Source organism: Legionella moravica DSM 19234 (assembly GCF_000423305.1).
GTDB classification, from domain to species: domain Bacteria; phylum Pseudomonadota; class Gammaproteobacteria; order Legionellales; family Legionellaceae; genus Legionella; species Legionella moravica.
In genome coordinates, this window is record NZ_KE383999.1 from 52,486 (window position 1) to 68,735 (window position 16,250).

A 16,250-nucleotide genomic window follows, 5' to 3' on the forward strand; every position below is an offset into this window, starting at 1 on the left:
ACTAGTAGAAAACAGGATCCTGTTTGCAAGCAACTGGCCCTTGTGCACAACTCACTGAAAAGCCATATTTGTGACCAAGAGTGAGTTGCAAGCAAAAAGTACTATGGGGATCCCGCGGTCATGGCCGCGGGAATTCGAAGTGTACTATTGGCTCCCATCTCAACACAATTCTCGCGGCGTTTCCACTGAACGCGCCTAACTATTTAAGCGTAGCTTTTATTCACTCCGGAAACGAATTCCCGCGTCTGTGACCTCAGGATCTAATAATCTAGCGCAGTTATCCTGAACCCTAGGATTAAAGCCACAGATATCCTAAGTGCATCATTTGTCCCCATCTCAACCGAATTCCCGCGGCTATGTCCGCGGGATCCATGATGTTGGCATTCAAGTATTAGATCCCGCGGTCTTCGCCGCGGGAATTCGGCTTGGATTTATTTACGTAGCTACCTGATGCTAGGACATAGATGATCCGCTATCTCAGTTCGTTTTTGAAGTCTTTCTCATGGCGAGCCTTTTTGAGTTAGATCTCATGTGTTTCATAATAGACTAACCATGTTAATACTAAGCACTTGGTTAAATTGCCGTGTGCTATAATATACATAGTGTTTTAACATGGAGCATATGATGTCTCGTGAAAAAATCCAATCAACGAGTGAAAGCACTGAATCGTCTACGCAGAGACGTCCTGAAAGGCGATTTAAAACAGAGATCATTTATCGGACTCTTGATTTGAAAAAATCTCTGGATAGTCTGCATGATGCTTTATATGCCATTAATATCGCAAAGATCATACAAAAATATCCTTATCTTCCAGAAAGTAACCCTGATCACTGGGATTATCAGGATCGTAGTTCAGCACAATCAATCTATCCTTTAGGTATGATGCTTGTTAAGTTGGATGAACTCGCAAATCAGCTTGACGCCATAGTCAAGGAGAGGACTGCATTACTTGAATCAACCCGAAATAGACGCGAGTTGATTCGCACCGGGAATATGAAACAATGGATTAATCATCAACTACCTCAAGACTCATTGGATACCTTATCAAGCTTGTTGGCCCTTAGATACAAGGAAATTGGAAGCACGCTTAAAGCAATCAAGAAACAGGAGGAGGGATATACGGGATGGATGAATAAAGCTCCCATCGTGGATGGTAAAATCGTCCCTCTGGATGGTTTAGGGGTATATCACTCATTTCCTAACCCTATCATACGAGCTCATACGGTCAGCTCCAAACTTGTAAAATCTGCAATGCAAAAGGATCACTCTGGTGAAGCTCTTCCTAAAATGCTCATGGATAATCGTCAAAAGGCTTTACAACGCTTTTCTGTATTTGCGCACAAAGCTGAGGAGTTAATTGCTCAGGATCCCTATCATCGTTGCGAAGATTATCTCAAACGAACTAGATGATGTTTTTGGACTTTGTAACTATGGATTAATAACAGATAGTTGCAGATGTATCTTTTTGTGCCGGTATTATTAGGGCATATTTACAATTCATCTCCACAGACTACGTGCTGCGACTTGTTGGTGGTAGATAATAGGAGTTGGTGTAATATAATAAAAATCGATTTGTGCTTCTCCAAATAAAAAAGTATGATTTATAGCCTATTGATTAGGGATGGATCGCTTTAAATGATAGGTATTGATGATTTAAGGACACTTGATAAAGCAAATAAACAAGCAATAATCCAACTTTTACTAAACAATCCTACCGTCCATTATTGGAGTGCGGGTGAGTATGAGCGTTTAAGTCTCAATTTTAGCATCATTAAACATTTTAGTTCTGGGCGAGAACGTAAGGGCATACCTGGTCCCAGAGTTCGCTACGAAGTGATGGATAATGAGATCTTTGGTTCAGGTAACTTCGGAACGTTTTATCGCTGTCGATTCACTTTATCCATTGATGATGACGGGGAGCTGCAAGTAAAAGAACGTAAACCTGATAGAGTACGATTGGTGAAAGTCCAGGAGAGTATCTATAAAGAAAAATCAATGCTGGATCAGATTATTTTAGAAGCACATGTCTTGAGCCAGAGTGATGTCTTTCATAGCAAACCCCTGGTTGTCGATCAAGGGAAGACCTATATTATTATGAAAGAGTTACCCGGTGTTCAACTCTACACTCTGATGATTGAAAATCAATTAACCATAAAGCAGCGTTATGTTCTTACCCTGGAATTGATCAGAGCACTTAAAGAACAAATACATGATAAAGGCTGGATTCATAGAGACATTAAACCTGAAAATATTATGGTGTATCAGAATGGCGACTCATTTCAAATTTATATCATTGATTTTGGTTTTATATCAAACATTGACGATAAACCTACGAATCGTGTAGGGACAATCCCTTATGCAGCACCGGAATGTTATCGCGACTGGAAGGTAAAAAATACAAAAACAGACATCTATGCTCTTGGTCTTATTCTGCTGTATTTATGGAACGATATACCTGTTAAACCAGAATGTTATGACCTTTTAATAGAGCATTTTGAAAAAATGGTACATCCAAAAATGGTGTTTAGGCCTGTTTTATCGGATTTATTAAGCAACATTATGGAATTGGAGCAAATTCTGCAACCTGTTAATGTGCATGTCTATCATGAAGTCGCACCAGACCCTTTATGGACTTGTTTGAGTATTTAATGTGGCATTGCGGTTCGCTCAATGAATAGTTGATTACAAATGCCAGTTGATGTCCTGATTTAATAGCGCAGCCTTCGCCGGATTGGAAATATCCGGGTTTTGCTTAGGGTATTCTTTTATTCCAGCAGGGAATCCCGTAGTTAAACCAGGGATCTCTATTTTGGAGTAATCCCAGTTTTTATGGCGCATTTCTCCAGCCATCCAGAAGCCTACAGTGTTAGGGAGTAATTCACGTGGATCAAGAAGTGAGAATTTCAGGCGTATCATAAAATCGGTTATATCCGAAGCTTTGCTGTACTGATAATCTCCGGGTATTATTGGCCTTCCAGGCATATAAATGGTCTGTAATTGTGTAAAAACTGATTGAGCTATTTTACTTCGATTATAAATACTTCCCCAAACTGCCTCAGTGTAATAGTGATAGGAAGCTACAGGCAGGGGATCTTTTCCAATGTCATCCTTGATTTGCGCGTAAGGAGCAATCAGTATTCTGTCTGCGGGTATTTGATTATTGGATAATGCATTGATAAAGGGGATTATCCAGTTCGTCCCTGAGGTGAGACCGGCAGAAACATTGGAGCCTGCCACATTGCGAACGATAACCATGGCATGTGGCCAGTCCAGATGTAAATTAACCAGTCCATCATGAACTTCAGCCATACTTTGTATGGCAGTTAACATAAAAGTACCAATCATTACTGAGTTATAAGGAATGGGATAGTCTTTATTACCATCTAAAAAATTCTTTTGTAATGAATACAAATCAAATGGCGCTCCATTTTGAACCGAAACAATATAATTACCTGCCATAGACAAAGCGTAATCAATCATAGCCTGGATCTGATGCTTATGTGGTTGCCAGGATTTGATATTGGCCTTATCCAGCCAGTTATCATCTGCTTCTGCATTTAAGGCTCTAACTTGTTTGATATCCTCTAATAGGCTCGCCATAGCCGGTTTCCATGATTGATCACCGTTTTCCTTTATTTTGGCAAGGTAGGCAAGAGCCGGTCCAATATGAGATACGGCAGTCAACTCATAAAATCCGGAGGATCTGTTGGTACGTAATAATTGGCTGTAAAGTAATTTTCTGTTTTGATCGTAAATATAGAGAGATGAATCCAAAAACATCACCAAGGGGCCATTATAAGGAGTATCTTGATTCTTGGCTTGTTCTGATTGTATTAAATAGTCGCCAATTGTCGTTTTATTTTTAGGGAAGTCGGCCTCTTCAGATCCTGCAAAATCAAAATATAGATTCATAAATTGAATCGGGGTAGTATAAGTATTTGTTTCTGATGCGAAATTAAATGGGCTAACACAGGTTAAACACCAGAATAATAGAACGAGGCTTGCGTTAATATGTTTCATTTAAGTCCATTTATAATGTATTCATCTTTAAAGTATTGCGAAAATAAGCTGACTGGGTCAATAGATTTTATATTGTGACATTGTAAAGATATATTAAGAACTGGATTAGGGAAGATATATGAATTTAGTAAGACAATTAGTGTATTTTTTCATGATCAGCTTCTCGAACCCCGGATTATCTGAGCAATTATTAAATCCTGTACAGTATTTTAATACTACTGGTGCCAGAGAACTGACCCCCTTTAACATGAATGGTGAGTATTATATTGCAGCTGCCCAGCTAGCGAAAGATCTTCCTCAAATTTCGGCAACACGTTTTCAGGGAGACGCAGATGTTGATGTCATCATTTATAAGAAACAAGGCGAACAATTTAAGGAGTACCAACGAATCCCGGGTCATGGGAATACCGGTGCCACTTTTTTTACTATGGGAGAAAACTCCTACATAGCCGTTGCCAGTCTTTATTCTGGACCTAAGGCACCATTTAATCCTGTAACTTATTCAATGCTGTACCGTTGGGATGGGCGTTATTTTTATCCCATCCAGCAATTTTTAACTCATGGTGCCAGACAATCTTATTATTTCAACATAGGTACACGTCATTTCCTCGCATTTGCTAACGGTATGGTTTATCCGGATGATAAGGTACCTGCGAACATTAAAAATTCAATAATTTATGAGTGGGACGGCAACCGGTTTAATCCATTTCAATCAGTACCTTCGTCATGGGGGGAATCATTTAAGTTGTACATCCTTGATTCCGTCCCTTATCTTGCATTTGCTGACCACCTTGATGGTGGAACACTGTACCGTTGGGATGGGACACAATTTAAAATTCACCAGCAATTTAAAGGAAAGGGGGCTCAATCGTTTGAGTTTTTCAGGATAAACGACCAACATTATCTTGCTTACGCAAATAGTGTAACTGACTCATATATCTATCAATGGAATGGAAATCAGTTTATTCGATCCCAGGATTTACCTGGTCCAGGTGGTCGACATTTTGCCTATTTTTTCTTAAATGATCACCATTATCTCATGAGGGTAAATTATAAAATGACTCAAGGTTCCAGGGTGATCACTGATTTACAATCCCCTTTATATCAATGGAATAACGGGCATTTCAACATCATTCAGAATATTCCTACTTATGGTGGAGTCAGCGCGAAGGTATTTACTATGGATGATTTATTGTATATGACGCTAGCTAACTGCTTTAATGAAAAGGGTCAATTTAAGGTAAGTTCGGTACTTTATGAAATCACGCATGGTAAAACTATTGAATTTGGCTAGTTTACAAAGAATAGGGAATAGCGCTTAGAATCAAAGAATATTGATTTAACCCAGTAGGCTAATGGTCCATCGAACTGGTGTTCAAATGAACCATTAATGCTTGGCTTATTATGGCTCAATACTGGGTATTTGTGAATAAGAATGCTCCGTTTCATTTTGAACAGTACTTTCGCCACTAAAAAATCCAAATGGATTCGAGAATGATGGCATCATCAATTCACAGAGTGATACTGTATCTGACTGAAGAGGCTGAGGTAACTGTTCGAGCGTTAGGGATTGAGGATGAGCCATAACGTATTGATTGCTGTCACTCAGATATTTACAAATCAGTTTATTATAGACTCCTTGTCCGTCTTCATAAACCAGAAGAGTCAAATCTGCCAAATGCGTATCGATCAATCCTTCACTGTTTCTACCGTATTTCGTTTCCAGATATTGTTCACCATACGCGCTTAATTTAGCCCAATGCAAATGATTATATGAGTCTCTTATCTCGCGATAATCTTCAGGGCAGGGATCAACGAAATCCTGCAGTTGAGAATTAGATTCAATTAATTCAGCCAGCGTTGCACGTCCAAGAGTCAGATCTCCAACGTGATTCACATGTATCCGGTAAGGAGTATCTTGACCGTAGAGGTCTCCAGGACGAATATCCCAGCCAAGATATCGAAGCACAGGCCTCACCGCAGGTTTCAATGGTTTCTGCCAGATAGATTGGTTTAATGCATTTTGCACTGCTTCTTGAAAAGTTGAAAAGGTGTTATTCAAAATACATCGTATTTCAACTCCAGCCTGTAGTTTAAATTGATCGCTTACTTTCCTGGCAATTGCGGCTCCAAAGGAATCACCTTGAAAAATTATGTCATCAATGGATATACCTTTTCGAAGCAAGTCATTTGTTACGGCGATTCCCGTATTAACCAAATCATTCACCTCGAGAACTTCTCCTCCCAGATGTCTCATCCCTGGGTATTCAAAAGCATAATAACTGGCCTCGGTTATGCGCACCGCTTCAGTGATATCTCCAAAACAATTTTGGTATAAAGAAGCAATACCCGTAAAATAGACAATGTGCTTTCCTGCACCATAGCCAGGTGACAATAAATCTCGGTTATTGTTGTTATGGAAGGCAATCACCTCAGTTCGGCAAGGGGTTTGATTTGCCAGAGTGACGTCAACTTCACTGCGTTGAAGGGCTATATCACGAAATGATTCATAGTATGGGGTTTCTTCCTGACGGACTGATTGTTCAAAGAGAGTGAACCGTTCATCCAATGTTGATTCATTAGTACCGTATCCTTTACTAATATACCAGTCTTCACGATTTGCCGGAAAGGTACTATCAGCGATTTGTCTTTGTAACCAGATTTGTAAATAGGAATTAGCCATGATGTACTCGCTTAATCTCTGAGGTAATATTGTGCGCCTTGCTCTCATTATTGTCAATTGTGGGTGTTATGAAAATTCATTGAACTGGCTCATTTTGTTTCCGCAGATAATCTATTATGGTTATAGGGAGGACTGCTTCATTTATCGAGCTGCCCTGATTTGCAACTATTAAAGTATAAAAAGCTTCACATCATTATTAGTATAAAACTAAAAAGCTCGACGGTAACATTATTTTGTGAAAATAATTCTTTATTTATCAATCATGTTTAATTTTGGCTTGTAACTCGGAGGATTTCTGCCAGTGACGTATCACCACAGAGTACGCGTTTAAAACCATCATCTCGAATACTTGGAGTTGTGGGTCTTAGATAATTTTCCAGTGTTTGCATGTTTTCATGGCGATGTATCATGCCTCTTAGTGTTTCATCAATGGTTATCAGTTCGTAAATACCAGTTCTGCCCCTATAGCCCAGGTTATTACACAAATCACAACCTTTAGGTTCAAAAACCTGGGAAACATCAGCATCTGGAGCAAGTCCCATCAGTTCTTTCTCATCAACACGCAATTGATGAGGTGTTTTACAATGAGGACAGAGTTTTCTTACAAGTCGTTGTGCAATTAAACCGACGATACTGGAGGACATTAAAAATGATTCGACTCCCATATCACGCAGACGGGTTAGCGCTCCCAGAGCACTGTTGGTATGTAGAGTAGATAAGACAAGATGACCGGTAAGACTTGCCTGAACGGCAATTTCTGCTGTTTCCAGATCCCGAATCTCTCCAATCATGACTACATCGGGATCTTGCCGTAATATCGCTCTTAAACCTTTAGCAAAAGTCATTTGAACTTTGGTATTTACCTGGGTCTGTCCTATGCCTGCCAAATCATATTCTATTGGATCTTCGATTGTAAGAATGTTTCGCGTGACCTGATTCAGTTCTGTGAGCATGGCATATAAAGAGGTCGTTTTACCCGACCCTGTGGGGCCTGTAACTAAAATGATGCCGTGGGGTTCAGAAATCATCTTACGCATAGCGTTTAGTGTTGATTTGGGCATCCCTAAAAGGTTTAAATCCAGCTGTGCAGCTTGTTTATCCAATATTCTCAAAACTACTCGTTCGCCGTGGTTTGAGGGAAGGGTGGAAACCCTGACGTCAATGTTGTGACCTCCAATTCGTAGGGAAATGCGGCCGTCCTGGGGAATTCGTTTTTCAGCAATATCCAGTTTTGCCATCACTTTGACCCTTGAAATGACCAAAGGAGCTATAGCTCTTTGAATTTCAAGAACTTCCTGAAGCACTCCATCAATTCGATTGCGCACCAGGACTCTATCTTCATACGTTTCGATATGGATATCGGAAGCTTTTTGTTTAATAGCTTGAGTAAATAATGCGTTTAGCAAGCGAATAATTGGCGCATCATCCTGGTTTTCCAATAAATCCTCGCTCACTGGAAGCTGGCTGGCCAGCATGGAGAGATCCATATCATCTTCCATGCCTTCTGCTGCATCCAGAATGGATGATTTGGATTGATAGATATGCGCAAGGTGTTGCTGAAAAGCAGACTCATCTATTTGTTTTAAATCCAGATCACGCTGGAGTATGCGTTTTACTTCAACCAGTGCCTGTAACGAAGTGTTCGGTAAATGGTATACCGTTGCAGTTCCATTTTTAATTTCGCTGACCACTACTCCATTGTTTTTAGCAAAGCTATAGGGCAGAGTTAGTGATTTGTCGTCTTTATCCATAGTTTACTTGGTCATTTTTGATAAGTTTTTAGGCCGGCCACTAAAGGGTACAGGCAAACTCCCTTGGGTTAACGGTGGTAATAAGGTCTGATTATTTACTTCTTCATATTGTTCCTGTGACCGTATCCAGTCTAATTGGTATTGCCGAACGTCATTGTATTTTGCTCCGGTAACCTCTAAGTTGTCTCGCTCATTACGAAGTATAATCGGTTTAATAAAGACCATGAGAACACGTTTGTCTCTATTCCGAATGTTGTGTTGAAACAGTTTACCAAGTCCAGGTATGTCACCAAGGATGGGGATGCGGTTATTGTCATTTCCCAGGCTGTCCTGGGTTAAACCACCTAATACAACAATATCCCCGCTTTCAACATGCACGGAGGTCACGATGCTGCTGATTTTAAAAGTGGGGTTAAGAGAACTTTCAGTAGTGCTGGATGGATCAAGGGTGTCGTTACCCTGGTCAATTTGCATTTGAATTCCCTGACCACGTGTGATTTGCGGTCTTACATAAAGGTGCAAAGCCACATTAACCCGGTCGAACGTTGTGAATGGAGTTCCTCCATTAGTCGAGCCTCCTGCGTTACTAGGCTGTGTGGTTGATGCTACAGATACCTGTTTACCTACGAGAATTTTAGCCTGACGATTATCCAGAACCACTACTGATGGAGTTGATAAAATATTGGCTTTTTGTTCTCGAGCCAAAGCATAAATCTGTGCCTGAAAATTATCGGTTCGTGTTTTGCTGTTTATAATGGCAAACCCTGGTCTGAACTTTTTGGGATCTCCAGTTTGCAGATCAGAACCCCATTCAATACCTAAATTATTAACATCATTTTCATCAACTTCCGCAACTAAAGCCTCGATCAATAGCTGGGCTGGTTTGATATCTAATTGAGCAATTACATTTTTAAGAATGCGAATAATTGAAGGAGGAGCATTGATGATAATGGAGTTGGTATTGGGTTCACCGATAATTTGTACCGTCGGCTTGGTAGACCCTTCATTTTGGGTGTTTGCCGAGGTGGTATTTCCCGTTGCCTGAGATGAGTTCAGCCCTGAGTTAGCTGACATCGATTGTGATGAACTCTGGCCATCTGCTCCGCTTAAACTGACCAGATTGGAGGCAGGATTGGTGCTGTCTAATGCAGGACGAGTAATGGTGCCAATCGTTGTTCCCACATTACCGCTGAAATTTGCCTGAGCAATGCCTGCGAGTATGGGGACCAAATCCTCAGCTCTCAGGTAATTTAGATAAACTACTTGCGTATTGGAGTTAATGCCTTCTGAACTTTCTCTATCCAATTTTAATATTAGCATTCTTAGTCTGATTCTATCGGTTTTATTGCCACTAACCAAAATAGCATTAGAACGATCATCTGCTGCAATGGTAATTTGCGTCCTGCTTCCTAAACTGGGTTGCGTCTTAACCAAATCTTTCAGGGTGTTGGCAATATCCATGGCAAGCGCATGTTTCAGTGGTACCATGTCAATTCCGTTTGACGAAGAGGTGTCAACCTGTCTGATAATATCCGTCAGACTTTTGATGTTATTTGCCCTTCCGGACAGGATGAGCATATTGGAGGGGGCATAAGCAGAAACACTGCTCCACTGGGGCATCAACGGGCGCAATACAGGAACAAGCTGTTCAGCCGGAACATAATGCACCGGAATGACAGAGACCATCATGTCATCCCCCCTGGGAGGATTTCTCATATCATTAAGCAGATCTGGCGATTGGGTCTTCGCATCAATATTCGGTATAATTTTAATGATTTCCCCGTTAGGAATGGCTGCATAACCTGATACCTGTAGTACTGAGAGAAATACTTGGTACAATTCACGATTGGATAGAGGAGATGAAGAGATGATCGATATCTTTCCTTGTACTCTGGGATCAATCACAAAGTTTTTACCGGTGACTCGTGAGACTTCCGCTATAACGGCACGGATATCTGCATTTCTCAAATTCCACAGCTTACTGGAAGGGGGAAGAGAGTGCGATTGTTCTGGATTTTGAGGCACCTGTCCAGCGCCAAGAGATGAGGAAGGTTTTACGCTTGCGCCATTCTGTTGGTTATCAGGTTTTTGAGACAAGGCGTTTTTTAGTTCTCTGGCGGTCTGATAATCTTCTATTGGCCCAATTTGAACAAGGTACAGATGCTTATCAGCAAGATTTTTAATCTCAATTTTTTGATTTGTTAGTTTTGCAAGTTCCTGTTGGCGTAGTTCTGCATCTTTCTTTAAATTAAATGCACCGGCCTGTAGATAAAAAATAGTCGAGCCATTTTTAGTGATGGTCGAAATATTAACGTCATTAGCATGAATTAAGGAAGACCACATCAAGGCTAAAAGTACAATTACTAAAGAGCGCATTTAAAAACCGTAAAGTCATGAATGCTAACATAATAACTAAAATTGACTGGTTACAATAGCTTTTTTGATAACTAACTTAAGGATTTTTATAAGGAAGTGAATTGGTGGCTATGGGTGGACTCGAACCACCGACCTCAGCATTATGAGTGCCGCGCTCTAACCGGCTGAGCTACATAGCCACAAGAGGCGTGATTTTGTCTTTTTCACGTTCTGATGTCAAGAGTGTGAGCCTGTTTTTTTTAATTTTTTTTATTTTTCCAGGCACAGAGTTTGTGCCATATCGTTCCACTCTATAAGACTCTATATTAAGCAATGCGATAAGTGTTTTGTTTGGAATCACTTAAGGTTTATTTAATACTGGCAGTTTATAATAGATTCAACTTCATTGTATGGGTGATAGCGTATATGACAAAAGTCGCGGTTACTTTCAGTCCTATTGTTGGTGGAAGCAGCGTTATTTCTTTGAAAGAAGCATTTGAACACGTTGGTTCTACTATTGTGGATGCTGATTACAGAAAGATGCTGGAGGATATCCCTGATGAACAATTTCAAGAGCTCTATAAAGATCCTCAAGGACGACAAATCCTTTTTGCACATGCTAAAGCTCGAGCCGCTGAAGTACTAGAGGACGTTGATTGTCTGGCATTATCGGGCAACAATGCAATGATTGATCCTGAATTATTCAATAAAGAGAGAGAAGAAGGGCAGCCTTATGACTTTTCCCGCACGGTAGCAGAACTTGCATTAGTCCATGTTGCCATCGAAAAAGGGATGCCAATACTGGGTGTCTGCGGTGGACATCAGGTGATCGCTGTATATGGTGGTGGGGAAATTGCTGATCTGAAAGCAACGCAGTTAGAGACGCAATGCTACATGAATTACGATTCGATCAGAATAAATAAAGACACCATGGCGGCTCAGATATTTGGCGGGCGAGAGTTTACTGAAGATGTTACTGCAACACATTATGAAGGTAATTTTTTTGGTGCACACAGTCAAATTATATCCAAATTACCTAAAGGTTTTATCGAGTCAGGTATCGCAAGTGATAATCAATCCAACGAATTAACAGAAAATATCAATGGTGTTCCAATTATCACTACTCAATTTCATCCTGAAATTGGTGCAAAAGGTTTGCCTGAAGCCAAGTTTGTATACAGAAGAACACAACACGACATAGAAACCAACCTGAGAATCTTCGAGTTTATGCACGGAGCAGCAGTTGCGTACAACCAGAAGAAACAAATGATGAATCAATTGCGTCAATTCAAAACTGAAAATGATGAGCAGATAAAGCCATCAGAAGTTCAATCTTCTATGAAAGAACTACGTGAACAAAAACAGGGCGAAGCACAAAAAATACTCTCTAAAAAGTCGCATGAATCCGGTATTCATTGGAGTGAACCATCAGGATATGCTTTGCTGGGAGTTTCACTTTTGCTAACGGGACTGTTTATTCTATTTCCTCCGGCAGGTTTAGCTGCAGCGGTAGGGATTGGTTCGGCGATTATATTGAGTGCTGTATTAGGAGTTCTGGCTGTTGTCGCGTCTGATTGGGTTGAAAAAACAACTAATGCTGTTATTGATAGCATTTCATCTTTAACTGCTTCTGTATTTAGAGCGACTATTTCAATGGGAATTACTAAATTTTTAGTCAATCAATTAAGTGAAAAAGAAAAGCTGAAGGCTAATGCAAATAGTAACGAAGCTGAACTAAATACAGCGAATCCATCATTAGAAAATGATAGTTCCACATCAAGAATACTCTCATCTATTCCTGATGTACCAAATAGAGAAGTTTTAACACCAGCAGATATTTTACGAGACACGCCTGCTCGGTTATGGACAGCTACAAAGGCTGATAAGGTATCTGTTACTGATGTAATGGAGGCCAATGGGGTTAGTAACAGTGAGCATGAGGGTGAAGAGCAAACACAAGAGCATCGAAATGAGTCTGGAATGAATTTAACTGCTTAACGCACTTTTAAGCTGTTTCCAAGTTGCCTTTTATCAGATTCAGCTCATATGCAGAATAGATGAATTATAGATTTTCTTACTAAGACCTATGAACAGTTTTGATTTGGTTCGTGCATCGTATTAGTTGTTCACGCATTTCCACCCAATTTATACCGAATGATCTAAACAAGTTGATTAAAGTCTGATGCATGTATTCATCGAACTGTTTTTCTATAATCAGCTGGTCGACAAAGATAGTGTTGTTCGTCTGCTCCTGACGACTAATTAGACTCTATCACAATCAGTACATCTTACTTCAACAACTGCCTTAACTAACTCTATGAACAATTGTGAATAATCATAAATTAACACTTTCAAAGCATTACCCTAATTAGCTTTACCGATGGAGGTAAACGCTTATTTTATTTCCTACACAATACCCCTTGAACTCTGTTTTAAATTTGTCTGATATAATTAATATATGAACATTTGAAATATTAATGTGTCTTTGCTTTATTGGCATGGAGAACTATATATGTCTCGCTCCAAAGATGAACATTTAGAAGCAAATGATTCTTTATTTGATATTACTGTCCAAACCTGGGGTACTCAGGATAGGCCTAGTAATGGAATGATGACTTTTGCGGATCAGACTCTATTTGGAGGAAATGTTGGTCATGCTGCGATAAATATGAAGTTACCCATTACAGAACAAATCAAAAAATGGATAGAACAATATTGCTGCAAACAATCATTTGAACAATTTTGCACAGAAAAAAATGATGAAACGATAACCTTTGATCAATATCTTGAGTCAGTTGAAAAATTAATTCCTGTCAGTAGAAAACGTGTTGAAGTACGACAAGCAAAATATCATTCCTCGGGTGTCATAATCCCAACTGAAAAAAGTTCATATGAACAATCTTTTTTTGAAATTGATTGGAGTTGGTGGCCTGGGAGGCTTCAAACAGAAAAAGATGATTACTTAAAAGAGCGTGAAGGCAAAGAATATCATTATGCGCCTGAATGGAAAGAATACTTTCAGCCAGAGCAACGAGTACATCGAGGTAAGTTAAGAGAGCGCGTATTAGACTACGCACCTTCTGTCATGATACATCAACGTGATTTACCCGAAGTTTTATTAAAAAGATATCAACAAGTAGCACAACTCGCTCAAATTGACGAAAAACTCAATTTAATTGAGCGTGTACAAATTAAAATTAATGGTCTTAATAGTTATAATGCGAGTGGATCTACTCGGTTGATGTTTAAAAATTTAAATTTAAATTTTGATGAAATTTGTGATGGATATTTAGAGCAATTAAATGGAGATAAATCTACAACCAAGAAATCAGATAATTCATCAAAAAATCCTCCTACGGAGAAGGAAATTGATAAATTTATTAAATATCTTACTTCCCAAATAAAAAAGAAAACACAAGAGCTCTTGAAAGAAAAAGCAATAATTGAAAAAGAGATTAAAAATCAAAATGTCACTGCAATTTTAGAAACTAAAATAGATGGACTTCAAAAACGAGTGGAATTTTCCCAAAATAAATTAGATGAACTAGCAAAAGCCCTTGATCCCTTTAAAACAGAACATATTGAACCAGTTCTATTATCAAAAGGAATTAATGCCGCTTTAGAAAAAGTATTCCCTGAATTGGAGATACAGCTGGAATATGGTGATATTTCAGTTGAGTCAATAAGTGCAATTTTAATACAAGTGGAAAGTGCGTTTAATAAACTATCAAGAAATAAAAATAAAAGCCCCGAAGATGAAAAACGCCTGGAAGTACTTAAAGACCTCAAAAACGAATTAATGCACTATGAAAATCATGGTGTAAAATTAACAAAAGAGCTAGAGCTTCTATTAAACAACGCTCTAAAAAACTGGGAAGAGTTACTTGATAAACCATGCAGAATTATTCCCATAGAGAATGTCAAAACAATTCGTGATAACTTATTCTTATTAGAAAAAGTCTTCTTGGGTAAAATTCAATTTTATGAACAAAATCATAAAAAATTACTGCAAGAATTAAATAAAGCAAAAATAGATTTGATGAAATTAAATAAATTTGATGAATTCTATAAGAACAATAAAGATCTCTATGTCATAGCCGGTGTTCCTCCTGATCATAGGGTATTATTGCCTTTAGCGGTGAACGGTAAAAGAGGTTTACACCCTGAGGCTATGCTAAAAAAAATGCATGAAATTGTAGCAGGGCCCCAAAAGAAAGAATTCAATTTACATACCAATAATTGTTCACTTACTTCAATAGAAGTCTTATCTGCAGGAGCAGAACATGATCCATTATTGCACTCAATAATGGGAACACGCGCCTTGGATTTTTTCGGAACACCACAGCAGGTACTGGAAAATGCCAAATTAACAAGTAAAGCCATTAATGGCGGGAAAACAAGTAATTTTTTTACACTAATAACTACTGCACGTCCATTAGACAGAGCTTTGGGCTATGCCTTTTCAATATATTTGGATCCTGAGGCTTCAAAAACAAAGCAAAATGCCGGTTTAGTACTTGGTGTATTGGTTGGTTTAGTCAAAACACCAGGCATTATTATTGGCTCTTTGTTAAATCCAAAAGCGGGTTTTAACGATATTTTAAATACTTTAAGTCGCGTCTACAGTCGTAATTCTACGGGATTAAAAGTTGGATTAACTCTCATGGCACTACTGCCAATGATAGTATTGGCTCCTTTAGCAGCAATACAAAAGGGCGTGGAAGTCATTGCAGAAACGATAGCCACGCCATTTAAACTGATAGCAAGTTTTTTTGAGCAAAAGCCTCAAAGCACTGATGAGATTACCGTGCCTGTTGGTAGTAAAAAGGTAGCTGAAAAGGAAGGCAGTTATTCTAAAACCGCGTTAGCTGGGTTAGTTAATAGTAAAATAAAATCAAAAATTGATGAACATACGATCACAGTAGAATTTCAAAAATCACCTCAAAAAATGATAGAAGAGTTTGAATCACAGTTAAAGGAAAACCCTGGCAAAGTTGTTGTATTGACTGAAAAGGCACATAGTGCTGTCCTGAAATATGTATCAGAAAGTGATGATGAGGCACTAAAACAGAAACTTTATTATTGTTTTAACCAATCAATAACTCGTAGTCAGGAATTCGCTCCCAGAACGAGGAGGGATATAGATGAATTGGTAGAAGAGGTTACATCGACTGATAAAACAGAGTTAACTACCGGCTCCAGACAAGAATTATTGATGAGTCCTTTGATTGACGAGGAAGAAAGCATTGATTTAGACCATCAACTAGAAACTAGAACTGAGAGTAAGATGCGCATATAAATCAAAGAGTGATATGTGATCAGGTTAATTTTAAAGCGATTATTATTTTTTTACTGGACTATCAGGGATAATATTTAGAGGCTTGGCCGATTAAAAAAGGCAGACATCATGAGAGAATTTATTGATGTCTGCGCTTTTATGA

8 protein-coding genes, 1 tRNA gene and 1 pseudogene are annotated in these 16,250 nt (G+C 39.0%); 5 read left to right on the top strand and 5 right to left on the bottom strand.

The window, feature by feature from the left end; translation table 11 throughout:
• Positions 1 to 621: 621 nt before the first annotated feature.
• Both G543_RS0110350 and G543_RS0110355 read left to right on the top strand, forming a co-directional pair.
• Positions 622 to 1,410 (top strand): hypothetical protein, encoded by a 789-nt coding sequence (locus G543_RS0110350; protein WP_133141307.1) that lies wholly within the window; start codon positions 622 to 624, stop codon positions 1,408 to 1,410.
• A gap of 225 nt (positions 1,411 to 1,635) precedes the next feature.
• Positions 1,636 to 2,649 carry a serine/threonine protein kinase gene (locus tag G543_RS0110355; protein ID WP_028384439.1) on the top strand — a complete coding sequence of 338 codons (1,014 nt, stop codon included), beginning with the start codon at positions 1,636 to 1,638 and terminating at the stop codon, positions 2,647 to 2,649.
• 33 nt (positions 2,650 to 2,682) lie between these two features.
• Here the strand turns inward: G543_RS0110355 and G543_RS17750 are convergent, their stop codons facing one another.
• Positions 2,683 to 4,020, bottom strand: coding sequence for a DUF5624 domain-containing protein (locus G543_RS17750; RefSeq protein ID WP_051190672.1), 1,338 nt, complete (start codon positions 4,018 to 4,020; stop codon positions 2,683 to 2,685).
• A 118-nt stretch (positions 4,021 to 4,138) separates the two neighbouring features.
• On the opposite strand from G543_RS17750, the gene G543_RS0110365 reads away from it, so the two are divergent.
• Entirely contained in the window at positions 4,139 to 5,314 is a 1,176-nt protein-coding gene (locus tag G543_RS0110365) for a hypothetical protein (RefSeq protein ID WP_051190673.1), read from the top strand.
• Positions 5,315 to 5,422: 108 nt separating this feature from the next.
• Here G543_RS0110365 and sdbB read toward each other — a convergent pair whose 3' ends face one another.
• From sdbB to G543_RS0110385, 4 genes are all read right to left on the bottom strand, one after another.
• Complete coding sequence (sdbB, locus tag G543_RS17755) at positions 5,423 to 6,703, bottom strand: Dot/Icm T4SS effector alpha/beta hydrolase (protein ID WP_051190674.1); 1,281 nt, start codon at positions 6,701 to 6,703, stop codon at positions 5,423 to 5,425.
• A 266-nt stretch (positions 6,704 to 6,969) separates the two neighbouring features.
• Complete coding sequence (gene lspE / locus G543_RS0110375) at positions 6,970 to 8,454, bottom strand: GspE family T2SS ATPase variant LspE (RefSeq protein WP_028384441.1); 1,485 nt, start codon at positions 8,452 to 8,454, stop codon at positions 6,970 to 6,972.
• Between the two features lie 3 nt (positions 8,455 to 8,457).
• Positions 8,458 to 10,830, bottom strand: coding sequence for a GspD family T2SS secretin variant LspD (gene lspD / locus G543_RS0110380; protein WP_028384442.1), 2,373 nt, complete (start codon positions 10,828 to 10,830; stop codon positions 8,458 to 8,460).
• A 102-nt stretch (positions 10,831 to 10,932) separates the two neighbouring features.
• Positions 10,933 to 11,009, bottom strand: a tRNA-Met gene (locus tag G543_RS0110385).
• Between the two features lie 226 nt (positions 11,010 to 11,235).
• On the opposite strand from G543_RS0110385, the gene G543_RS18450 reads away from it, so the two are divergent.
• Together G543_RS18450 and G543_RS19570 are read left to right on the top strand one after the other, a co-directional pair.
• Positions 11,236 to 12,807, top strand: coding sequence for a gamma-glutamyl-gamma-aminobutyrate hydrolase family protein (locus G543_RS18450; protein ID WP_051190675.1), 1,572 nt, complete (start codon positions 11,236 to 11,238; stop codon positions 12,805 to 12,807).
• Positions 12,808 to 14,905: 2,098 nt separating this feature from the next.
• A pseudogene (locus G543_RS19570) lies at positions 14,906 to 16,108 on the top strand (Dot/Icm T4SS effector SidG); the annotation flags it as partial.
• Between the last annotated feature and the right edge of the window lie 142 nt (positions 16,109 to 16,250).

What these genes read in the sequence shown, in the direction of transcription:
- G543_RS17750 (WP_051190672.1), bottom strand. Translation starts at nt 4,020, where the DNA reads ATGAAACATATTAACGCAAGCCTCGTTCTATTATTCTGGTGTTTAACC.
- G543_RS0110365 (WP_051190673.1), top strand. Translation starts at nt 4,139, where the DNA reads ATGAATTTAGTAAGACAATTAGTGTATTTTTTCATGATCAGCTTCTCG.
- G543_RS0110355 (WP_028384439.1), top strand. Translation starts at nt 1,636, where the DNA reads ATGATAGGTATTGATGATTTAAGGACACTTGATAAAGCAAATAAACAA.
- lspD (WP_028384442.1), bottom strand. Translation starts at nt 10,830, where the DNA reads ATGCGCTCTTTAGTAATTGTACTTTTAGCCTTGATGTGGTCTTCCTTA.
- G543_RS18450 (WP_051190675.1), top strand. Translation starts at nt 11,236, where the DNA reads ATGACAAAAGTCGCGGTTACTTTCAGTCCTATTGTTGGTGGAAGCAGC.
- G543_RS0110350 (WP_133141307.1), top strand. Translation starts at nt 622, where the DNA reads ATGATGTCTCGTGAAAAAATCCAATCAACGAGTGAAAGCACTGAATCG.
- sdbB (WP_051190674.1), bottom strand. Translation starts at nt 6,703, where the DNA reads ATGGCTAATTCCTATTTACAAATCTGGTTACAAAGACAAATCGCTGAT.
- lspE (WP_028384441.1), bottom strand. Translation starts at nt 8,454, where the DNA reads ATGGATAAAGACGACAAATCACTAACTCTGCCCTATAGCTTTGCTAAA.